Source organism: Dietzia sp. Cai40 (assembly GCF_014145165.1).
Classification (GTDB): domain Bacteria; phylum Actinomycetota; class Actinomycetes; order Mycobacteriales; family Mycobacteriaceae; genus Dietzia; species Dietzia natronolimnaea.
This window is the reverse complement of sequence record NZ_JAALEB010000074.1, coordinates 1-15,379: the sequence shown is the minus strand read 5'-3', so window position 1 is coordinate 15,379 and position 15,379 is coordinate 1. Positions and strand designations below refer to the sequence as shown.

General features: G+C 68.7%; 14 protein-coding genes, 1 tRNA gene and 1 pseudogene. 12 read left to right on the top strand and 4 right to left on the bottom strand.

What is annotated here, in order from left to right; genetic code table 11:
• Positions 1-92 precede the first annotated feature (92 nt).
• A tRNA-Ala gene (locus G6022_RS03625) sits at positions 93-165 on the top strand.
• Positions 166-238: 73 nt separating this feature from the next.
• Here the strand turns inward: G6022_RS03625 and G6022_RS03620 are convergent.
• Entirely contained in the window at positions 239-745 is a 507-nt protein-coding gene (locus tag G6022_RS03620) for a VOC family protein (RefSeq protein ID WP_182638676.1), read from the bottom strand.
• 80 nt (positions 746-825) lie between these two features.
• Here G6022_RS03620 and G6022_RS03615 point away from each other — a divergent pair, with 80 nt between their 5' ends.
• A complete protein-coding gene (locus tag G6022_RS03615) occupies positions 826-1,692 on the top strand; it encodes a helix-turn-helix domain-containing protein (protein WP_182638677.1) in 867 nt (288 codons plus the stop codon).
• Here G6022_RS03615 and G6022_RS03610 read toward each other — a convergent pair.
• A complete protein-coding gene (locus G6022_RS03610; RefSeq protein WP_179524832.1) occupies positions 1,644-2,063 on the bottom strand; it encodes a YccF domain-containing protein in 420 nt (139 codons plus the stop codon). The genes G6022_RS03615 and G6022_RS03610 overlap by 49 nt on opposite strands.
• 134 nt (positions 2,064-2,197) lie before the next feature.
• Here G6022_RS03610 and G6022_RS03605 point away from each other — a divergent pair, with 134 nt between their 5' ends.
• On the top strand, positions 2,198-3,547 hold the full coding sequence (locus G6022_RS03605; protein ID WP_182638678.1) for a family 1 glycosylhydrolase: 1,350 nt from the start codon (positions 2,198-2,200) through the stop codon (positions 3,545-3,547).
• 61 nt (positions 3,548-3,608) lie between these two features.
• Entirely contained in the window at positions 3,609-4,703 is a 1,095-nt protein-coding gene (locus G6022_RS03600) for a serine hydrolase domain-containing protein (RefSeq protein WP_182638679.1), read from the top strand.
• Positions 4,704-4,758: 55 nt separating this feature from the next.
• On the opposite strand, the gene nadE is transcribed toward G6022_RS03600, so the two are convergent.
• Positions 4,759-5,631, bottom strand: coding sequence for an ammonia-dependent NAD(+) synthetase (nadE, locus tag G6022_RS03595; protein ID WP_182638680.1), 873 nt, complete (start codon positions 5,629-5,631; stop codon positions 4,759-4,761).
• A gap of 215 nt (positions 5,632-5,846) precedes the next feature.
• Here nadE and ykgO point away from each other — a divergent pair, with 215 nt between their 5' ends.
• The 5 genes from ykgO (at position 5,847) to nrdF (ending at position 10,500) form a co-directional block, all read left to right on the top strand.
• Complete coding sequence (gene ykgO, locus G6022_RS03590; RefSeq protein ID WP_003852698.1) at positions 5,847-5,969, top strand: type B 50S ribosomal protein L36; 123 nt, start codon at positions 5,847-5,849, stop codon at positions 5,967-5,969.
• 586 nt (positions 5,970-6,555) lie between these two features.
• Positions 6,556-6,786 carry a glutaredoxin-like protein NrdH gene (gene nrdH / locus G6022_RS03585; protein WP_277817749.1) on the top strand — a complete coding sequence of 77 codons (231 nt, stop codon included), beginning with the start codon at positions 6,556-6,558 and terminating at the stop codon, positions 6,784-6,786.
• Positions 6,787-6,831: 45 nt separating this feature from the next.
• Complete coding sequence (nrdI, locus tag G6022_RS03580) at positions 6,832-7,278, top strand: class Ib ribonucleoside-diphosphate reductase assembly flavoprotein NrdI (RefSeq protein WP_182638681.1); 447 nt, start codon at positions 6,832-6,834, stop codon at positions 7,276-7,278.
• A 68-nt stretch (positions 7,279-7,346) separates the two neighbouring features.
• Positions 7,347-9,428 carry a class 1b ribonucleoside-diphosphate reductase subunit alpha gene (gene nrdE, locus G6022_RS03575; protein ID WP_241731034.1) on the top strand — a complete coding sequence of 694 codons (2,082 nt, stop codon included), beginning with the start codon at positions 7,347-7,349 and terminating at the stop codon, positions 9,426-9,428.
• A 55-nt stretch (positions 9,429-9,483) separates the two neighbouring features.
• A complete protein-coding gene (gene nrdF / locus G6022_RS03570; protein ID WP_182638682.1) occupies positions 9,484-10,500 on the top strand; it encodes a class 1b ribonucleoside-diphosphate reductase subunit beta in 1,017 nt (338 codons plus the stop codon).
• A gap of 112 nt (positions 10,501-10,612) precedes the next feature.
• On the opposite strand, the gene G6022_RS03565 is transcribed toward nrdF, so the two are convergent.
• The gene (locus G6022_RS03565) at positions 10,613-11,761 is read right to left on the bottom strand and encodes an ABC transporter substrate-binding protein (protein ID WP_241731033.1); all 1,149 of its coding nucleotides are present in this window, start codon (positions 11,759-11,761) and stop codon (positions 10,613-10,615) included.
• 250 nt (positions 11,762-12,011) lie between these two features.
• Here G6022_RS03565 and ctaD point away from each other — a divergent pair, with 250 nt between their 5' ends.
• The 3 genes and pseudogenes from ctaD to G6022_RS17125 form a co-directional block, all read left to right on the top strand.
• Positions 12,012-13,772: a cytochrome c oxidase subunit I gene (ctaD, locus tag G6022_RS03560; RefSeq protein WP_179524838.1), complete on the top strand. Its 1,761-nt coding sequence runs from the start codon at positions 12,012-12,014 to the stop codon at positions 13,770-13,772.
• Positions 13,773-13,913: 141 nt separating this feature from the next.
• Entirely contained in the window at positions 13,914-15,143 is a 1,230-nt protein-coding gene (gene serB / locus G6022_RS03555; RefSeq protein ID WP_179524839.1) for a phosphoserine phosphatase SerB, read from the top strand.
• Positions 15,140-15,379, top strand: a pseudogene (locus tag G6022_RS17125) (peptidyl-tRNA hydrolase); the annotation flags it as partial. The gene serB and the pseudogene G6022_RS17125, both read left to right, overlap by 4 nt.

Here is a 15,379-nt window from a genome sequence, read left to right as displayed (position 1 = left end):
GCGGGGCCGGAGGCGATTTGGAGCGCCGAACCGGGATGGTGTAACTTTGGTCGAGCCGGTCGCCGAGAGGGGAACGGCGGAACAACCGATACGGGGCTATGGCGCAGCTGGTAGCGCACCACACTGGCAGTGTGGGGGTCAGGGGTTCGAGTCCCCTTAGCTCCACCCGAACGAACGATCCGGCAACGGATGGTTCATGCGAGCAAGAGCCCGGCCACTGGCCGGGCTCTTTTCACCTCTATCCCTGCTGCGCGGCCCACTCGGCGACCCGGCGTGCGCTCTCGGACTCCGACAGGTCCTCCACGCGGGACATGATCGACCATCGGACGCCGTACGGGTCCCGGATCGAGGCGTACCTGTCGCCGGAGACGAACTCGCTCACGGGTTCACGGATCGTGGCCCCGGCCTGTGCGGCCCGGTCGACCACCTCGTCGACGTCCGCGCAGTACATCCCGATCGAATAGCAGGCCACCTCCCCGGTGGGCGGGGGCACGAGCCCGAACCGGGGACTGGGCTCGCCGAGTTGCAGCCGGCCGTTGCCGAGGTCGAGTTCGGCGTGCACGACGATCCCGCCCATCTCCGTCACGTCGACCACCCGGGCGCCGAACACCGAGGAATAGAATTCGACCGCGTCCCCCGCTCTCTCGACGGCGAGGAACGGCGTGAGGCTGGTCGACCCGTGGGGGACGCCGTCGGTGGTGTGTTCTCCGGTGACCCCGGCCCGGGGCGTGGTGTTCTCTGTCATGCGATGAACCTACGAGGACATGCACGGGAGTGGCTTGAAGATTCGCGACGCCGTCGCGTCCGACACGCGGGGAGGGGACGATGGCCGACCTCCCTGATCGACGCGGGGTCCTCTATCCGGACCGGCTGCCCACCTTCCACCGCGAGGACGCGCCGTCGGAACTGCGTGACCGGATCCGTTGGTTCTGGATCCCGCGCTGGCGTCTCGCGCCGGGGGAGACCTCCCGGCAGGAGCTGCTCCCTTTTCCGGCGTCCAATCTCGTCGTCGACCCCGGAGGGGTCAGTCTCTCCGGACCGACGACCGGCGTCTCCCACCGGGACCTCATCGGCAGCGGATGGGCGGTAGGCGCCCTGCTCCGCCCGGCCGGATTGGCCTCGTTGGCGGCCGAGCCCCGGCGGCTTCGCGACGCGGAGACGCCCCTCGACGCCCCCGGGTTGCATCGTGCCGTCATGGCGGCGATGGGAGAGGTGGACGAGGTCGTCGGCCGGTCGTGCCCTGCTGATCAGCGCGGGGCCGACCAGCGCGAGTCCGTCGCCCGCGCCCGGGCGCTGCGCTACTTCTCCGCGTGGGCCGCCGCGCACCTGGCCGCCCCGGACGCCGGCGGCGTCATGGCCAACGCCATGGAGGATCTCATCGCCTCGGACCGGTCGATCGTGCGTGTGGACCAGGTCGCCGCAGCCCTGGGCGTCTCGACTCGCGCGGTGCAGCGACTCGCGCACCGCTACGTGGGACTGCCGCCACTGAAGATGATCCGTCGGTACCGACTCCAGGAGGCCGCGCAGCGTCTACGCGAGGACCCGTCGGTGACGATCGCCCGGATCGCCGCGGAGCTCGGGTACTCCGACCACGCCCATCTCAGCGCGGACTTCCGCACGGTCCTCGGCCTGAGTCCCCGGTCCTACCGCCGCGCCCCCGGCGCCGCGGCGAAGGGGTCCTCCGACGGGTGACGGATGGGCACGATGCGCTGGCCGAGGGGGAGAAGGGCCAGCGGGACCATCTTCCAGCAGGCGATGCCGAAGGGGATTCCCACGATCGTCAGGCACAGCAGCAACCCGGCGAGCAGGTGGGCGATCGCCAGTTCCCAGCCGAGCACCAGGATCCACAGGACGTTGCCGATCAGGGAGAGCGCACCGGCGTCCCGGCGGAACTCGGTCCGCCGCCCGAACGGCCACAGGACGTACGCCGCGAGCCGGAACGAGGCGATGCCGAACGGGATGGTGATGATCAGGATGCAGGCGATGATCCCGGCGATGACGTACACGAGCGCCAACCACCAGCCGGCGAGCAGAAACCAGAGCACGTTTCCCAGGGTTCGCATCACACCACGGTAGACGCCGCGGCGGGCCTCCGGGCCGGGTACCGGCGCGCCGGTCGCGGGGCCTGACGCGCACGATGCCGGGTCCGGGGGCCCAAAGCGCTGACGCCCGGCGAGGCATGTGTCATGTTTTAGTGATGGGTGTTCATAAGTTTGCCGTCACCAGGATTCCGCTCGCGCTGGTGCTCGTCACCGCTCTGGTGGCGACCGCTCTCATCTCGGTGTCCGTGCAGGCCCGGGCCGAGGCGCGGATGGCCGAGGGCTTCCACTGGGGGGTGGCCACCTCGGGCTTCCAGGTCGAGGGTTCAAATATGGATTCCAACTGGAAGCGCTACGTCGACGCCGCCGCCGCGCGTGGAGAGGCTGATCCGGTCAACGACGCCGTCGACTTCTGGAACCGGTACCCGGAGGACATCGCCCGTGCCGCGGACCTGGGCGTGAACATCTTCCGCCTCAGCGTGGAGTGGTCGCGCATCGAGCCCGAGCCGGGGCGGTACGACGAACAGGCGTTGCGTCGTTACGACGACATCCTGAGCACGATCAGGGCGCACGGCATGACGCCGATGATCACGATGGTCCACTACGTGTATCCGGGATGGCTGGTCGATCGCGGCGGGTTCCTCTCGCCGGACTCGGTGGAGGCGTTCGGGCGCTACGCCGAGCTCATCACCGAGCGGTGGGCCGGTAACGGGACGATGTGGGTCACCTTCAACGAGCCGCTGGTGTTCTTCAGTCACGAACTCCGCATCGGGCTGGTGGGGCTGCACCAGTTCAACGCATTCCGCGACAACGTGGTGGCGGCCCACAAGCTGGGATATCACGCCGCTCATCGGGCGGACCCCGATGCCATGGTCACCGCGAACGAGGCGTACCTCCCCGCCTTCGCCCCGGCCACGGACGATCTGCTGCTCAACCACATCCGCGACGAGCTGGACTTCATCGGGGTCGACTACTACTACGGCATCGCGCTCGACAATCTCACGACCATCCGTGCCGCGTGGGACGACTTCGCCGGCGTCCGTCCGCAGCCCGAGGGGATGTACGAGTCGATCGTCCACTACGCCAGGCACTTCCCCGGCAAGCCGCTGTTCATCGTCGAGAACGGGATGCCCACCCACAACGGCTACCGGGAGGACTCCTTCGAGCGCGGTGACTACCTCCGTGACGTCGTGTTCTGGATCCAACGCGCGGTCGCCGACGGCTACCCGGTGATCGGCTACAACCACTGGTCGCTGGTGGACAACTACGAGTGGGGGACCTACGACTCCCGTTTCGGCCTCTACCAGGTGGATGTGCTCACCGATCCGGCTCTCGAGCGCAGGCCGACCTCCGGGGTCGACGCGTACCGGGACGTGATCGCGGGCGGTGGCGTACCGGAGGGCTATCGCCCGGTCCTGCCGGTGGGCACGTGCTCGCTGGGGACGATCCCCGACACCTGCCTCCGTCCCGTCGACGTCCACGGCCCGATGGCGCGGCTGGCGGGCTGACGGCCCGGGCCACCACCGCCGAACCCTTCACCAGCCGGCCCCCCGGACGTAGGGTCACCCCATGGATCGGTTCGCCTCCGTCACCGGGGGACTCGACGCCCTGGTCGACTCCGGACGGCTGACGGGTTACGTCTGCGGGGTACGGCAGGACGGTCGATCACGGATCGCGTCGGGTGGGACGCGGTCGCCCGGCGGCCCCGCGCTCGACCCGGATGCGGTGTTCCCGCTGTCGTCCAACACCAAGCCGGTGGGCGGCGTGCTCGGGCTGAGGCTGGTCGAGCTCGGGATCCTCTCGCTCGACGACCCGGTGGCCACACATCTGCCGGAGCTGTCCGCCCCCAGGGTCCTCGCCCGGCCCGGCGGGCCGATCGACCGGACCGTACCGGCCGGGCGACAGATCACGCTGCGCCATCTCCTCACCATGACCGCCGGCGTCGGCTGGGCGGGGGAGGGCAGTCCCCTGACCGTCGCCATGGGCGAGCGGCAGGTCGCACCCGGCCCCTACGCACCGCCGATGGAGCCGGACGAGTACCTCCGGCTGCTGGGTGCACTGCCCCTGGCGGACCAACCCGGGCGGGGTTGGAACTACCACACCGGCAGTGACGTCCTGGGGGTGCTCCTGGCGCGGGCAACGGGCGCCAGCGTGTCCGGGTTGGTGGCCGAGTACGTCACGGGGCCGCTCGGACTGGCGGACTGCGGGTTCACCGCCGACCCGGATCGGCTCCCCACCTGCCACGGGCTCGGACCCGACGGGGCCCTCCGGCCGCTGGACATCCGGAGCAGATTCGATCGCCCACCTCGCTTCGAGTCCCTGGCGTGTGGGCTGGCCTCGACCGTCGCCGACTATCTGGCCTTCCTCGACGTCCTGGTCGACGGCGGGACCGTCCTGGGTCCGGAGTTCGCGGAGATGATGACGACCGACCACCTGACTCCGCGGCAGCGCGCCGATGCGGAGGGGTTCATCGGACCCGGCTGTGGATACGGGATGCAGGTGGAGATCCGCCCGGACGGGGTCGTCGGCTGGGCGGGGGGACTGGGGACGATCGGTTACGTCGACCGGCGCACGGGCCGCTGCGCGGCGGTGTTCACCACGCAGTCCTTCGACGTACCGGGGACGGCGGACGCGCTGGACTCGGTGTGGGAGCTGGTGCGGTGATCGGGCGGCGGTGCCTGGTCGGCCGGTGTCCGGTCGACCACCGACCGCCGGGGCGTCACCCCTCGCGCCACCAGGTGTCGAGTGGCGTGGCCGGGACCGCCCGCTTGTGGCGGGTGGCCAGGAACAGCTGCTCGATCCGGGCAGCGGCCTGAGTCGGCACGCCGTCGCGGCCCTCCAGGTAGTCGTCGATCTGCTCGTACGTCACGCCCAGTGCCACCTCGTCGGGCAGGCCCGGACGGTCGTCCTCGAGATCGGCGGTGGGGACCTTCCGCCAGGTCGACTCCGGGGCGCCGAGGTGCCGCAGCAGCGCTGCACCCTGCCGTTTGGTGAGGCCGGTCAGGGGGGAGAGGTCCACGCCGCCGTCTCCGTACTTGGTGAAGAAGCCGGTGACCGCCTCGGCGGCGTGATCGGTGCCGACGACGAGATGGCCGAGCTGCCCGGCCACCGCGTACTGCGCGACCATCCGCTGGCGCGCCTTGACGTTGCCGCGGACGAAGTCGCGGAGCGGGCCCGCGTGGCCGGGAAGGTCCTCCAGTGCAGTCGCGGCAGCACCGGAGGCGGCCTCCGAGGCCGCCCGGATGTCGACGGTGACGCGGGCATCGGGCCGGATGAAGTCCAGGGCCGCGACGGCGTCGTCCTCGTCCGCCTGGGTTCCGTGGGGGAGCCGCATGGCGACGAACCGCGCGTCGGGCAGGCCCTCGTCGCGGAGCTTCTCGGCGGCGAGCTGGCACAGCCGACCCGTCAGGGTGGAGTCCTGGCCCCCGCTGATCCCCAGGACGAAACCCGTGGCGGGGGTGCTGCGGAGATACTCGGCCAGGAACGCCACCCGCCGGGCGACCTCCTGCTCCGGATCGATGTCGGGACGAACGCCGAGTTCGGCGATGATGGACGCGCGGAGAGCGCCGGTGTCTGCAGAGGACTGGGTCATGGCGTCAGCATAGGAAGCCCGTGTGACTTCTGCGTGACATGCGGACGGGCCACGCGAGGTGCCCGGTTCCGCCGGTTGGAGTTCTGACGGGGCAGTCCGTTACGATGGACCAGTTGTGTGTCGTGCATCCGACCTCCGGGTCGGACGTGTCGCGCAGTCATCCCCAGTCGTGTCGGCGGCCATCACGGCCGCCCCGAGAGCCTAAGGAGCGCCAGATGAAGGTCCGCAAGTCCCTTCGGTCGCTGAAGAACAAGCCGGGCGCCCAGGTTGTCCGTCGTCGCGGCAAGGTCTACGTGATCAACAAGAAGGACCCCCGTTTCAAGGCCCGCCAGGGCTGAGTCTCGTCCGCGTGGGATCCCACGCACCCTCGAGGGCCCGCCTCCGGTTCGCCGGCGGCGGGCCCTCGTCGTCGTCGTGGGGGCGGGGCAGACCCGCGCCGACGGTGACCCCCGACGACCCCGCCGCCGCGGGGCCTCCCGGTGCCCCTTCCGCGGCGGTGACCCCGTCGCCCCTGTGGAGCGGTTGGGGACAAGGTGTGGGGTGGTTGGGGACGACCTGTGGGGCGCCGGACGGGGTCTCCGGCACCGTCTCACGCGTGGCAGAGTGACGGTCGCGGGGCGAGGCGGCGGCGTTCGGGCCGACCGTGACAACGGTGGGTGGGAAGTGTCCACAAGGCGGGATCGCGACCTGGGAATACCACCATTGTAAGACCAAAATGTTGTGGTCGATTGACTCGTCGGACACTAGGGGTAGTGTCTAGGGTGTTGCGGCCCCCGATGAATGCCACGTGTGGCATTCGGGCTGTGAACCCTGACAGACACGACGGTTATCCACAGGCCGGGCGGAAGCGCCGGAACCGATGACCGTCCGAGAAGAGCCCCTCCGCGCCTCCCCGGCGCCCGTGCCGAAAGAGGTCCACGACTGATGGTCACCGTCTACACCAAGCCCGCCTGCGTCCAGTGCAACGCCACCTACAAGGCGCTCGACAAGCAGGGCGTCGAGTACCGGGTGGTCGACATCTCCGTCGACGACGACGCGCGTGAGTACGTGATGGCCCTCGGGTATCTCCAGGCTCCCGTCGTGGTGTCCGGTTCCGAGCACTGGTCGGGTTTCCGGCCGGACCGGATCAAGGCCCTCGTCACCGTCGCGGCCTGACCCCGGGGCGGACCCGGAACACATGTAGATCCGAAGGGGGCAGTCATGGCGGCTCCGCTGTCGGCCACCGAGCCGGTGAGGATCGTCTACTTCTCCAACGTCTCCGAGAACACCAAGCGGTTCGTCGACCGTCTGGGGCTCCCGGCGCTGCGCATACCCACGCGGAGGACCGAAGCGGGGCCGATCGTGTCGGACCCGTATGTTCTGATCGTCCCGACGTACGGGGGATGCCTCGAGGTCACGGGCAGGACCGGGGCGTCGGTCCCGCGACAGGTGGTCACGTTCCTGAACAACGAGCACAACAGAAGCCTCTGCCGCGGCGTGATCGCCGCCGGTAACACCAACTTCGGTTCGGATTACGCGGTCTCCGGCGACGTGATCGCACGCAAACTCGAGGTCCCGTACCTCTACAGGTTCGAACTGATGGGCACACAAGAGGACGTCATCCGCGTCCGCGAGGGATTGGAAGAGTTTTGGCAGCACCGACCGTGACCCCCGAAGGCACCATCGCCGGCGAGGCGGGCGAGGGGCAGCGCCTGGATTACCACGCGCTCAACGCCATGCTCAACCTCTACGACGCGGACGGCAGGATCCAGTTCGACAAGGACCGTGAGGCCGCGCGGGAGTACTTCCTCCAGCACGTCAACCAGAACACGGTCTTCTTCCACAACCTGGACGAGAAGCTGGACTACCTGGTCGACAAGAACTACTACGAGCGGGAGGTGCTCGACCGGTACACGCGCAACTACGTGCGGGAGCTGTTCGACCACGCCTACGCCAAGAAGTTCCGCTTCCCCACGTTCCTCGGCGCGTTCAAGTACTACACTTCGTACACGCTCAAGACCTTCGACGGGAAGCGGTACCTCGAGCGCTACGAGGATCGCGTCTGCATGGTGGCCCTCACGCTCGCGGACGGCGACGAGGACCTGGCCCGCCGCCTGGTCGACGAGATCATCGACGGTCGCTTCCAGCCGGCCACCCCCACGTTCCTGAACTCGGGCAAGAAGCAGCGCGGCGAGCCCGTCTCCTGTTTCCTCCTGCGTATCGAGGACAACATGGAGTCCATCGGCCGCAACATCAACTCCGCGTTGCAGCTGTCCAAGCGCGGTGGCGGAGTGGCACTGCTGCTGTCGAACCTCCGCGAGCACGGCGCCCCGATCAAGCACATCGAGAACCAGTCCTCCGGCGTCATCCCCGTGATGAAGCTGCTGGAGGACTCCTTCTCCTACGCCAACCAGCTCGGCGCCCGCCAGGGTGCCGGGGCGGTGTACCTGCACGCCCACCACCCGGACATCTTCAAGTTCCTCGACACCAAGCGGGAGAACGCGGACGAGAAGATCCGCATCAAGACCCTGTCGCTGGGCGTGGTGATCCCGGACATCACGTTCGAGCTGGCCAAGCGCAACGACGACATGTACCTGTTCTCGCCGTACGACGTCGAGCGGATCTACGGCAAGCCTTTCGCGGACGTCGACATCACGGAGCACTACACCGAGATGGTCGAGGACAGCCGGATCAAGAAGACCAAGATCAACGCGCGGCACTTCTTCCAGACCCTCGCCGAGCTGCAGTTCGAGTCCGGCTATCCGTACATCATGTACGAGGACACGGTGAACCGGGCCAACCCGATCGCCGGCAAGATCACCCACTCGAACCTGTGCTCGGAGATCCTCCAGGTCTCCACGCCGTCGACGTACAACGAGGACCTCACCTACTCGCACGTGGGTAAGGACATCTCCTGCAACCTCGGCTCCCTCAACATCGCCAAGGCCATGGACTCACCGGACTTCGGCCGGACCATCGAGACGGCGATCCGGGGCCTGACCGCGGTGTCCGACCAGACCCACATCGACTCGGTCCCGTCGATCGAGCGGGGCAACGCCGAGTCCCACGCGATCGGCCTGGGGCAGATGAACCTGCACGGCTACCTCGCCCGCGAGCGGATCCACTACGGGTCCGAGGAGGGCGTGGACTTCACGAACATCTACTTCTACACGGTGCTCTACCACGCGGTCCGCTCGTCGAATCTCCTCGCGCGGGAGCGAGGGACGTGGTTCGCCGGGTTCCCGGAGTCCACGTACGCGTCCGGTGAGTTCTTCGACAAGTACACGGACAGGGTGTGGGAGCCGGCCACCGAGCGGGTGCGCCAGCTGTTCACCGAGGCGGGCGTCGCGGTGCCCACCCAGGAGGACTGGCGCGCGCTCAAGGCCGACGTGCAGCAGTACGGCATCTACAACCAGAACCTGCAGGCCGTGCCGCCCACCGGGTCGATCAGCTACATCAACAACTCGACCTCGTCGATCCACCCTGTCGCGTCCCGGATCGAGATCCGCAAGGAGGGCAAGATCGGTCGCGTCTACTACCCGGCGCCCTACCTGACCAACGACAACCTGGACTACTACCAGGACGCGTACGAGATCGGGTACGAGAAGATCATCGACACGTACGCGGCGGCCACCCAGCACGTGGACCAGGGACTCTCGCTGACCCTGTTCTTCAAGGACACGGCCAGCACCCGCGACGTGAACCGCGCCCAGATCTACGCGTGGCGCAAGGGGATCAAGACCCTGTACTACATCCGCGTGCGCCAGCTCGCGCTCGAGGGCACCGAGGTCGAGGGCTGCGTCTCGTGCATGCTCTGACCCCCGGGCCTCAGGCCTGCGCCCCGAACCGCCCCCGCCATCACGAGGAGATCCGATGACCGCCGAGCTGCACGCTCCGGGATCCCACAGCCCCGCCGCCGGGGTCGCCCCCCGGCTCGTCGACCGGGTGTCGGCGATCAACTGGAACCGCGTCACGGACGAGGTCGACGATCAGGTCTGGGGTCGGCTCACCAGTAACTTCTGGTTGCCGGAGAAGGTCCCGGTGTCCAACGACATCCCGTCGTGGCAGACCCTGACGGACTCGGAGCAACAGCTCACCACCCGGGTCTTCACCGGCCTGACGCTGCTGGACACCCTCCAGGGGACGGTCGGCGCGGTGAGCATGATCCCCGACGCGTCGACCCCCCACGAGGAGGCGGTGCTCACCAACATCGCGTTCATGGAATCGGTCCACGCCAAGAGCTACTCCACCATCTTCTCGACGCTCTGCTCCAGTCCGCAGGTCGACGACGCCTTCCGGTGGGCGGAGGAGAACACCTTCCTGCAGCGCAAGGCGCACATCATCCTCGGGTACTACTCCGGGGAGGATCCCCTCAAGCGCAAGATCGCCTCGACCCTCCTCGAGTCGTTCCTCTTCTACTCGGGCTTCTACCTGCCCATGCGCTGGTCCTCGCGGGCCAAGCTCACCAACACGGCGGACATCATCCGGCTCATCATCCGGGACGAGGCCGTGCACGGCTACTACATCGGATACAAGTACCAGCGTGCGCTCGAGCAGATCGGGCAGGCCGAGCGCGACGAGTTGAAGGACTACACCTTCGAGTTGCTCTTCGAGTTGTACGACAACGAGGCGGACTACACCGAGGACCTCTACGACACGGTGGGGTGGACCGAGGACGTCAAGAAGTTCCTGCGCTACAACGCCAACAAGGCGCTGATGAACCTCGGATACGAGGGGATGTTCCCCAAGGACGAGACCAACGTCGACCCCGCGATCCTCTCGGCGCTCAGCCCGAACGCCGACGAGAACCACGACTTCTTCTCGGGTTCCGGCAGCTCCTACGTCATGGGCAAGGCCGTCGCCACGGAGGACGAGGACTGGGACTTCTGACCCGACCGTCGTCACCACCTCACCCCGGCACCCGATCAGGTGCCGGGGTGAGGTCGTCCGGCAGGTGCGCCGGGTCGTCCTGTCGGCCCGGCCGGAACGGCCGGCTCCCCGGCTACCCGTCCGGGGCGATCCCGTTGATGGAACTCCGGATGTCGTCGAGGACCGCGCGCGCGGCCACCGGGCCGGATCCCTCCCACACGGCCCGGTCCACGACGAACATGCGGCGGGCGCCCACCGCGGCGAGGTCCGTCCACCGCTCGGTGGCGAAGGCCTCCCGCGCGGACTGCTCCGAGCCGTCACCGCCGCCCACCACGGCGAAGATCACGTCACCGTCGAGTTCATCGCCCACGGGAGGAGACTCTGGGGCGGGTTCGATCCGCTGGCCGTCCCGCGTGCGCTGCGCCGGGGGTCGGCCGGCACCGACCGCCTCGAGCATGAGGCTCCCGAGGGTGTCCGGCCGCTGGACCGCGACGCCGTCGGCGTCGGAGACGGAGACGGAGACGAGCGAGACCCAGGTGTCGCTCGGGGTGGTGGCGTCGGCGGTGAACCGGGCCCGGTCGATCACGTCCAGCAGGAGATCCCCGCCGGCACGCGGGCGCCCGTAGGCGTCGGCGATCGCCTCGGTGCTCTCGGTCCAGTTCAGAGCCCGCGCGTCGTACACGACCGTCGGGGCGACCTCCGCCAACGCCCGCACCACGGACGGGTCGGGATCGAGCGAGTCCGCCAACACGATGAGGTCGGGGTCGAGTTCACGGGCCGCGGCCGCGGTCTCCTCCGCGCCCGAGTCGCCGGTGATCGCGAGGTCGGGCAGTCCCACGAGGGGCGCGGGGAGGTAGACGTCGGCGTCGCGGGGCAGACCGGAGGTCCCGACGACGAGGTCCTGCAGCCCCAGGCCGCACGCGACGTCCACGGCCCCGGCCCCGAGAGCCAGGATCCGTTCCGGCGACCGGGGGACCTCGACCGTCGCGTCGGCCGGGTCCACGGACTCGACCCGCCTGACGCCGTTCCCGGCGAACTCGGCCGGCGCCGGTACGGGCGCACACGACTCCTCCGGTTCGGCGGAGCGCTGGAGCTCCTCGCCGGCCATCCGTGAGGGGGTCGTGGTGACGGGGTGCTCGACCATGTCGACGGGGGACGGCCCGCACCCGGCGAGCACGAGGCCGGCGACGAGCGGGCCCACGACGCCCACCGTGACCCGCACGGGGGTGAAAGGGTACCCCCGTCCGCGAGGGCGGTGTCGGCTCGGCGCGAGATCGGTCATGGGGGAGAGCCTAGGAGATGGGTCGCGGGCGCAGTCGAAGTGGAGGTCGAGGCGGGTCCGGGCGTCATCTCGGGCGTGTCGTGGCGGGGCCGGATTCCCGCAGATGACCCGCCCCGGCGAGTTCGGCGGGGTGAGTGGTGGACGCTCTCAGCGGAGGGTTAGGATTGCCCTCACGCACTATTCCTTTGCGTTCGACGTGGGGTCGGTGGTTCGACCCGCGGCGTCGGGTGAGGCGTTCAGGAGGACCCTTATGACCGCAGTGGCCCCCAAGCCGGTCGACGATCTCGACCATCCGCCGGGCGTACCCACGGGCACCGCCCGGCCGGGTTCGTTCGTGTGGAAGATGATGACGACGACCGATCACAAGCTGCTCGGCCTGATGTACATCGTCACCTGTTTCGTCTTCTTCTTCATCGGCGGGCTCATGGCCCTGCTCATCCGGGCGGAGCTCTTCGTCCCGGGCATGCAGTTCCTGTCCAACGAGCAGTTCAACCAGCTGTTCACCATGCACGGCACGGTCATGCTGCTGCTGTACGGCACCCCGATCGTGATCGGGTTCGCGAACTACATCATGCCGCTGCAGATCGGCGCCCCCGACGTCGCCTTCCCGCGACTGAACGCCCTGGGCTACTGGCTGTTCGCGGTCGGCGGCACGATCATGCTCTCGGGCTTCCTCACCCCGGGTGGTGCGGCCGCGTTCGGCTGGACCATGTATATGCCGCTGGCCGACAAGATCCACTCGCCGGCCGTCGGCGCGGACCTGTGGATCCTCGGTGTGGGCATCGGCGGTATCGGTACCATCCTCGGCGCAGTCAACTTCGTCACCACGATCATCTGCCTCCGCGCGCCGGGCATGACCATGTTCCGTATGCCGATCTTCACGTGGAACATCCTCGTGGCGTCGGTCCTGATCCTGCTGATCTTCCCGCTGCTCACCGCCGCCGCTCTCGGCGTCTTCTACGACCGGCAGTTCGGTGGCCGCATCTACGATCCGGGCAACGGTGGCGCCATCCTCTGGCAGCACCTGTTCTGGTTCTTCGGTCACCCCGAGGTGTACGTCCTCGCCCTGCCGTTCTTCGGCATCGTCTCCGAGGTGTTCCCGGTCTTCTCGCGCAAGCCGCTCTTCGGTTACGCCGGTCTGATCTTCGCGACCCTCGCCATCGCCGCGCTGTCCATGGCGGTCTGGGCTCACCACATGTTCGTCACCGGTGCGGTGCTCCTGCCGTTCTTCTCGTTCATGACGTTCCTCATCGCCGTTCCGACGGGTGTGAAGTTCTTCAACTGGATCGGCACCATGTGGCGCGGCAAGATGACGTTCGAGACGCCGATGATCTTCGCGCTCGGCTTCATCGTGACCTTCCTCTTCGGTGGTCTGACGGGCATCATGATGGCCGCGGCGCCGATCGACTTCCACATCTCGGACACGTACTTCATCGTCGCCCACTTCCACTACACGCTCTTCGGCACGATCGTGTTCGCCACGTTCGCCGGCGTGTACTTCTGGTTCCCCAAGATGACCGGCCGGATGCTCGACGAGACGCTGGGCAAGTGGCACTTCTGGCTGATGTTCATCGGCTTCCACACCACGTTCCTCGTGCAGCACTGGCTCGGTAACCAGGGCATGGCCCGCCGGTACGCCGACTACCTGGCGACGGACAACTTCACGGTCCTCAACCAGATCTCCACCATCGGGTCGTTCATCCTCGGCATCGCGATGCTGCCGTTCATCTGGAACGTCATCAAGAGCTGGCGTTACGGCGAGATCGTCACGGTCGACGACCCGTGGGGTGCGGGCAACTCGCTCGAGTGGGCGACCTCCTGCCCGCCGCCGCGTCACAACTTCGTGACCCTGCCCCGGATCCGCTCCGAGCGGCCGGCGTTCGAACTGCACTACCCGCACATGAGCGAGCGCATGCGTGCGGAGGCCCACGTCGGGGGCCGGGCCGCGGCCCAGGACCCGGCTGCGGTCAAGGACGTGGCCGAGCGCGGCTCGTCACCGCAGAGGGGCTGACCCACCCGCCCGTACTCACCCACGGGCGTCGGACCCCGCTGAACCCCGTCGGTAGGCTCGTCCTCCGGCGGGGTTCGGCGCGTGTGAGCCCGTCCGGTCCACCACCCCAGTCGTCAGCACGAGCACTCGTCAGGAGCACACGTGAGCACCCCCGGTACCCCGGCACTACTCACCGTCACCGGTCCCGACCGGCCAGGTGTGACCGCGAGGATCATGTCGGTCCTCGCCTCCCACCACGCCGACCTGGTGGACGTGGAGCAGGTCGTGGTCAACGGCCACCTCTCCCTGGGGCTCATGGTCCGGGTGGACGCGGGCGCCGACATCGTGACCGTGGTCCGCGAGCTCACCGAGCAGGTCCACGAGCTGGGGATGCAGTTGGAGGTCCAGTTCGACGACATCGCGCCCCCCACGCCGCCCTCGACCCACGCGGTGGTGATCCTCGGCAGTCCGGTCACCGCGTCGGCGTTCTCCGCGGTGGCGGGTTCGCTCGCGTCGATCGGCGCGAACATCGACACGATCCGGGGGATCGCCGACTACCCGGTGACGGGGCTGGAGCTGCAGGTCTCGACCGCCGGCCGCGACGCCGCCGACGACGCCAGGCTGCGCGAGGCGATGGCGCCCCTGTCGGACGCGCACGGCGTCGACATCTCGGTGGACGGTGCCGGGCTGGGCCGCCGGTCCAAGCGTCTGGTGGTGTTCGACGTGGACTCCACCCTGGTCCAGGGTGAGGTCATCGAGATGCTCGCCGCCCACGCGGGCAGGGAGGCCGAGGTGCGCGCGGTCACCGAACGCGCGATGCGGGGGGAGCTGGATTTCGCCCAGTCCCTCCATGAGCGCGTGGCGACCCTGGCCGGACTGCCGGCCACCGTCCTCGACGAGGTCGCGGCCAGCATCGTTCTGACCCCGGGTGCGCGGACGACGATCCGCACGCTCAAGCGTCTCGGCATCCGCTGCGGAGTGGTGTCGGGCGGGTTCATCCAGGTGATCGCCGGCCTCGCCGAGGAGCTGGGTCTCGACTTCGCGCGGGCCAACACGCTCGAGATCGAGGACGGCGTACTCACCGGTCGCGTCATCGGCGAGGTGGTGGACCGTGAGGCCAAAGCCGACTACCTGCGCGAGTTCGCCGAGGAGCTCGGTATCTCGTTGAGCCAGACCGTCGCGGTGGGCGACGGGGCGAACGACATCGACATGCTCACCGCTGCGGGGCTGGGGATCGCGTTCTGCGCCAAGCCCGCCCTCCGCGAGGTGGCCGACGCGTCGCTGTCCAAGCCGTTCCTCGACACCGTCCTGTTCGTCCTCGGCATCACGCGCGACGAGATCGAGGCGGCAGACACCGCCGCCGGCACCTACCGACGCGTCCCGCTCGTGTGACCGAGGGACCACAGGTCGAGGGGCCGCGTCCCGAGGAGCCACCGACCGACGCACCACCGGCGGGAGGTCCTGCGACCGGTGCCGCGCTCGACTGGTGCCACGCCCGACTCCGCGCCGGGTCGGCCGGGACCGAGGACCCGGATGACCGCGGCACCGTCCGCTCCATGCCGATCGTGCTGCACCTGCCCAAGGCGGACCTCCCCGGACGGACCCCGCTGCTCGAGGCCGTCGCGGGC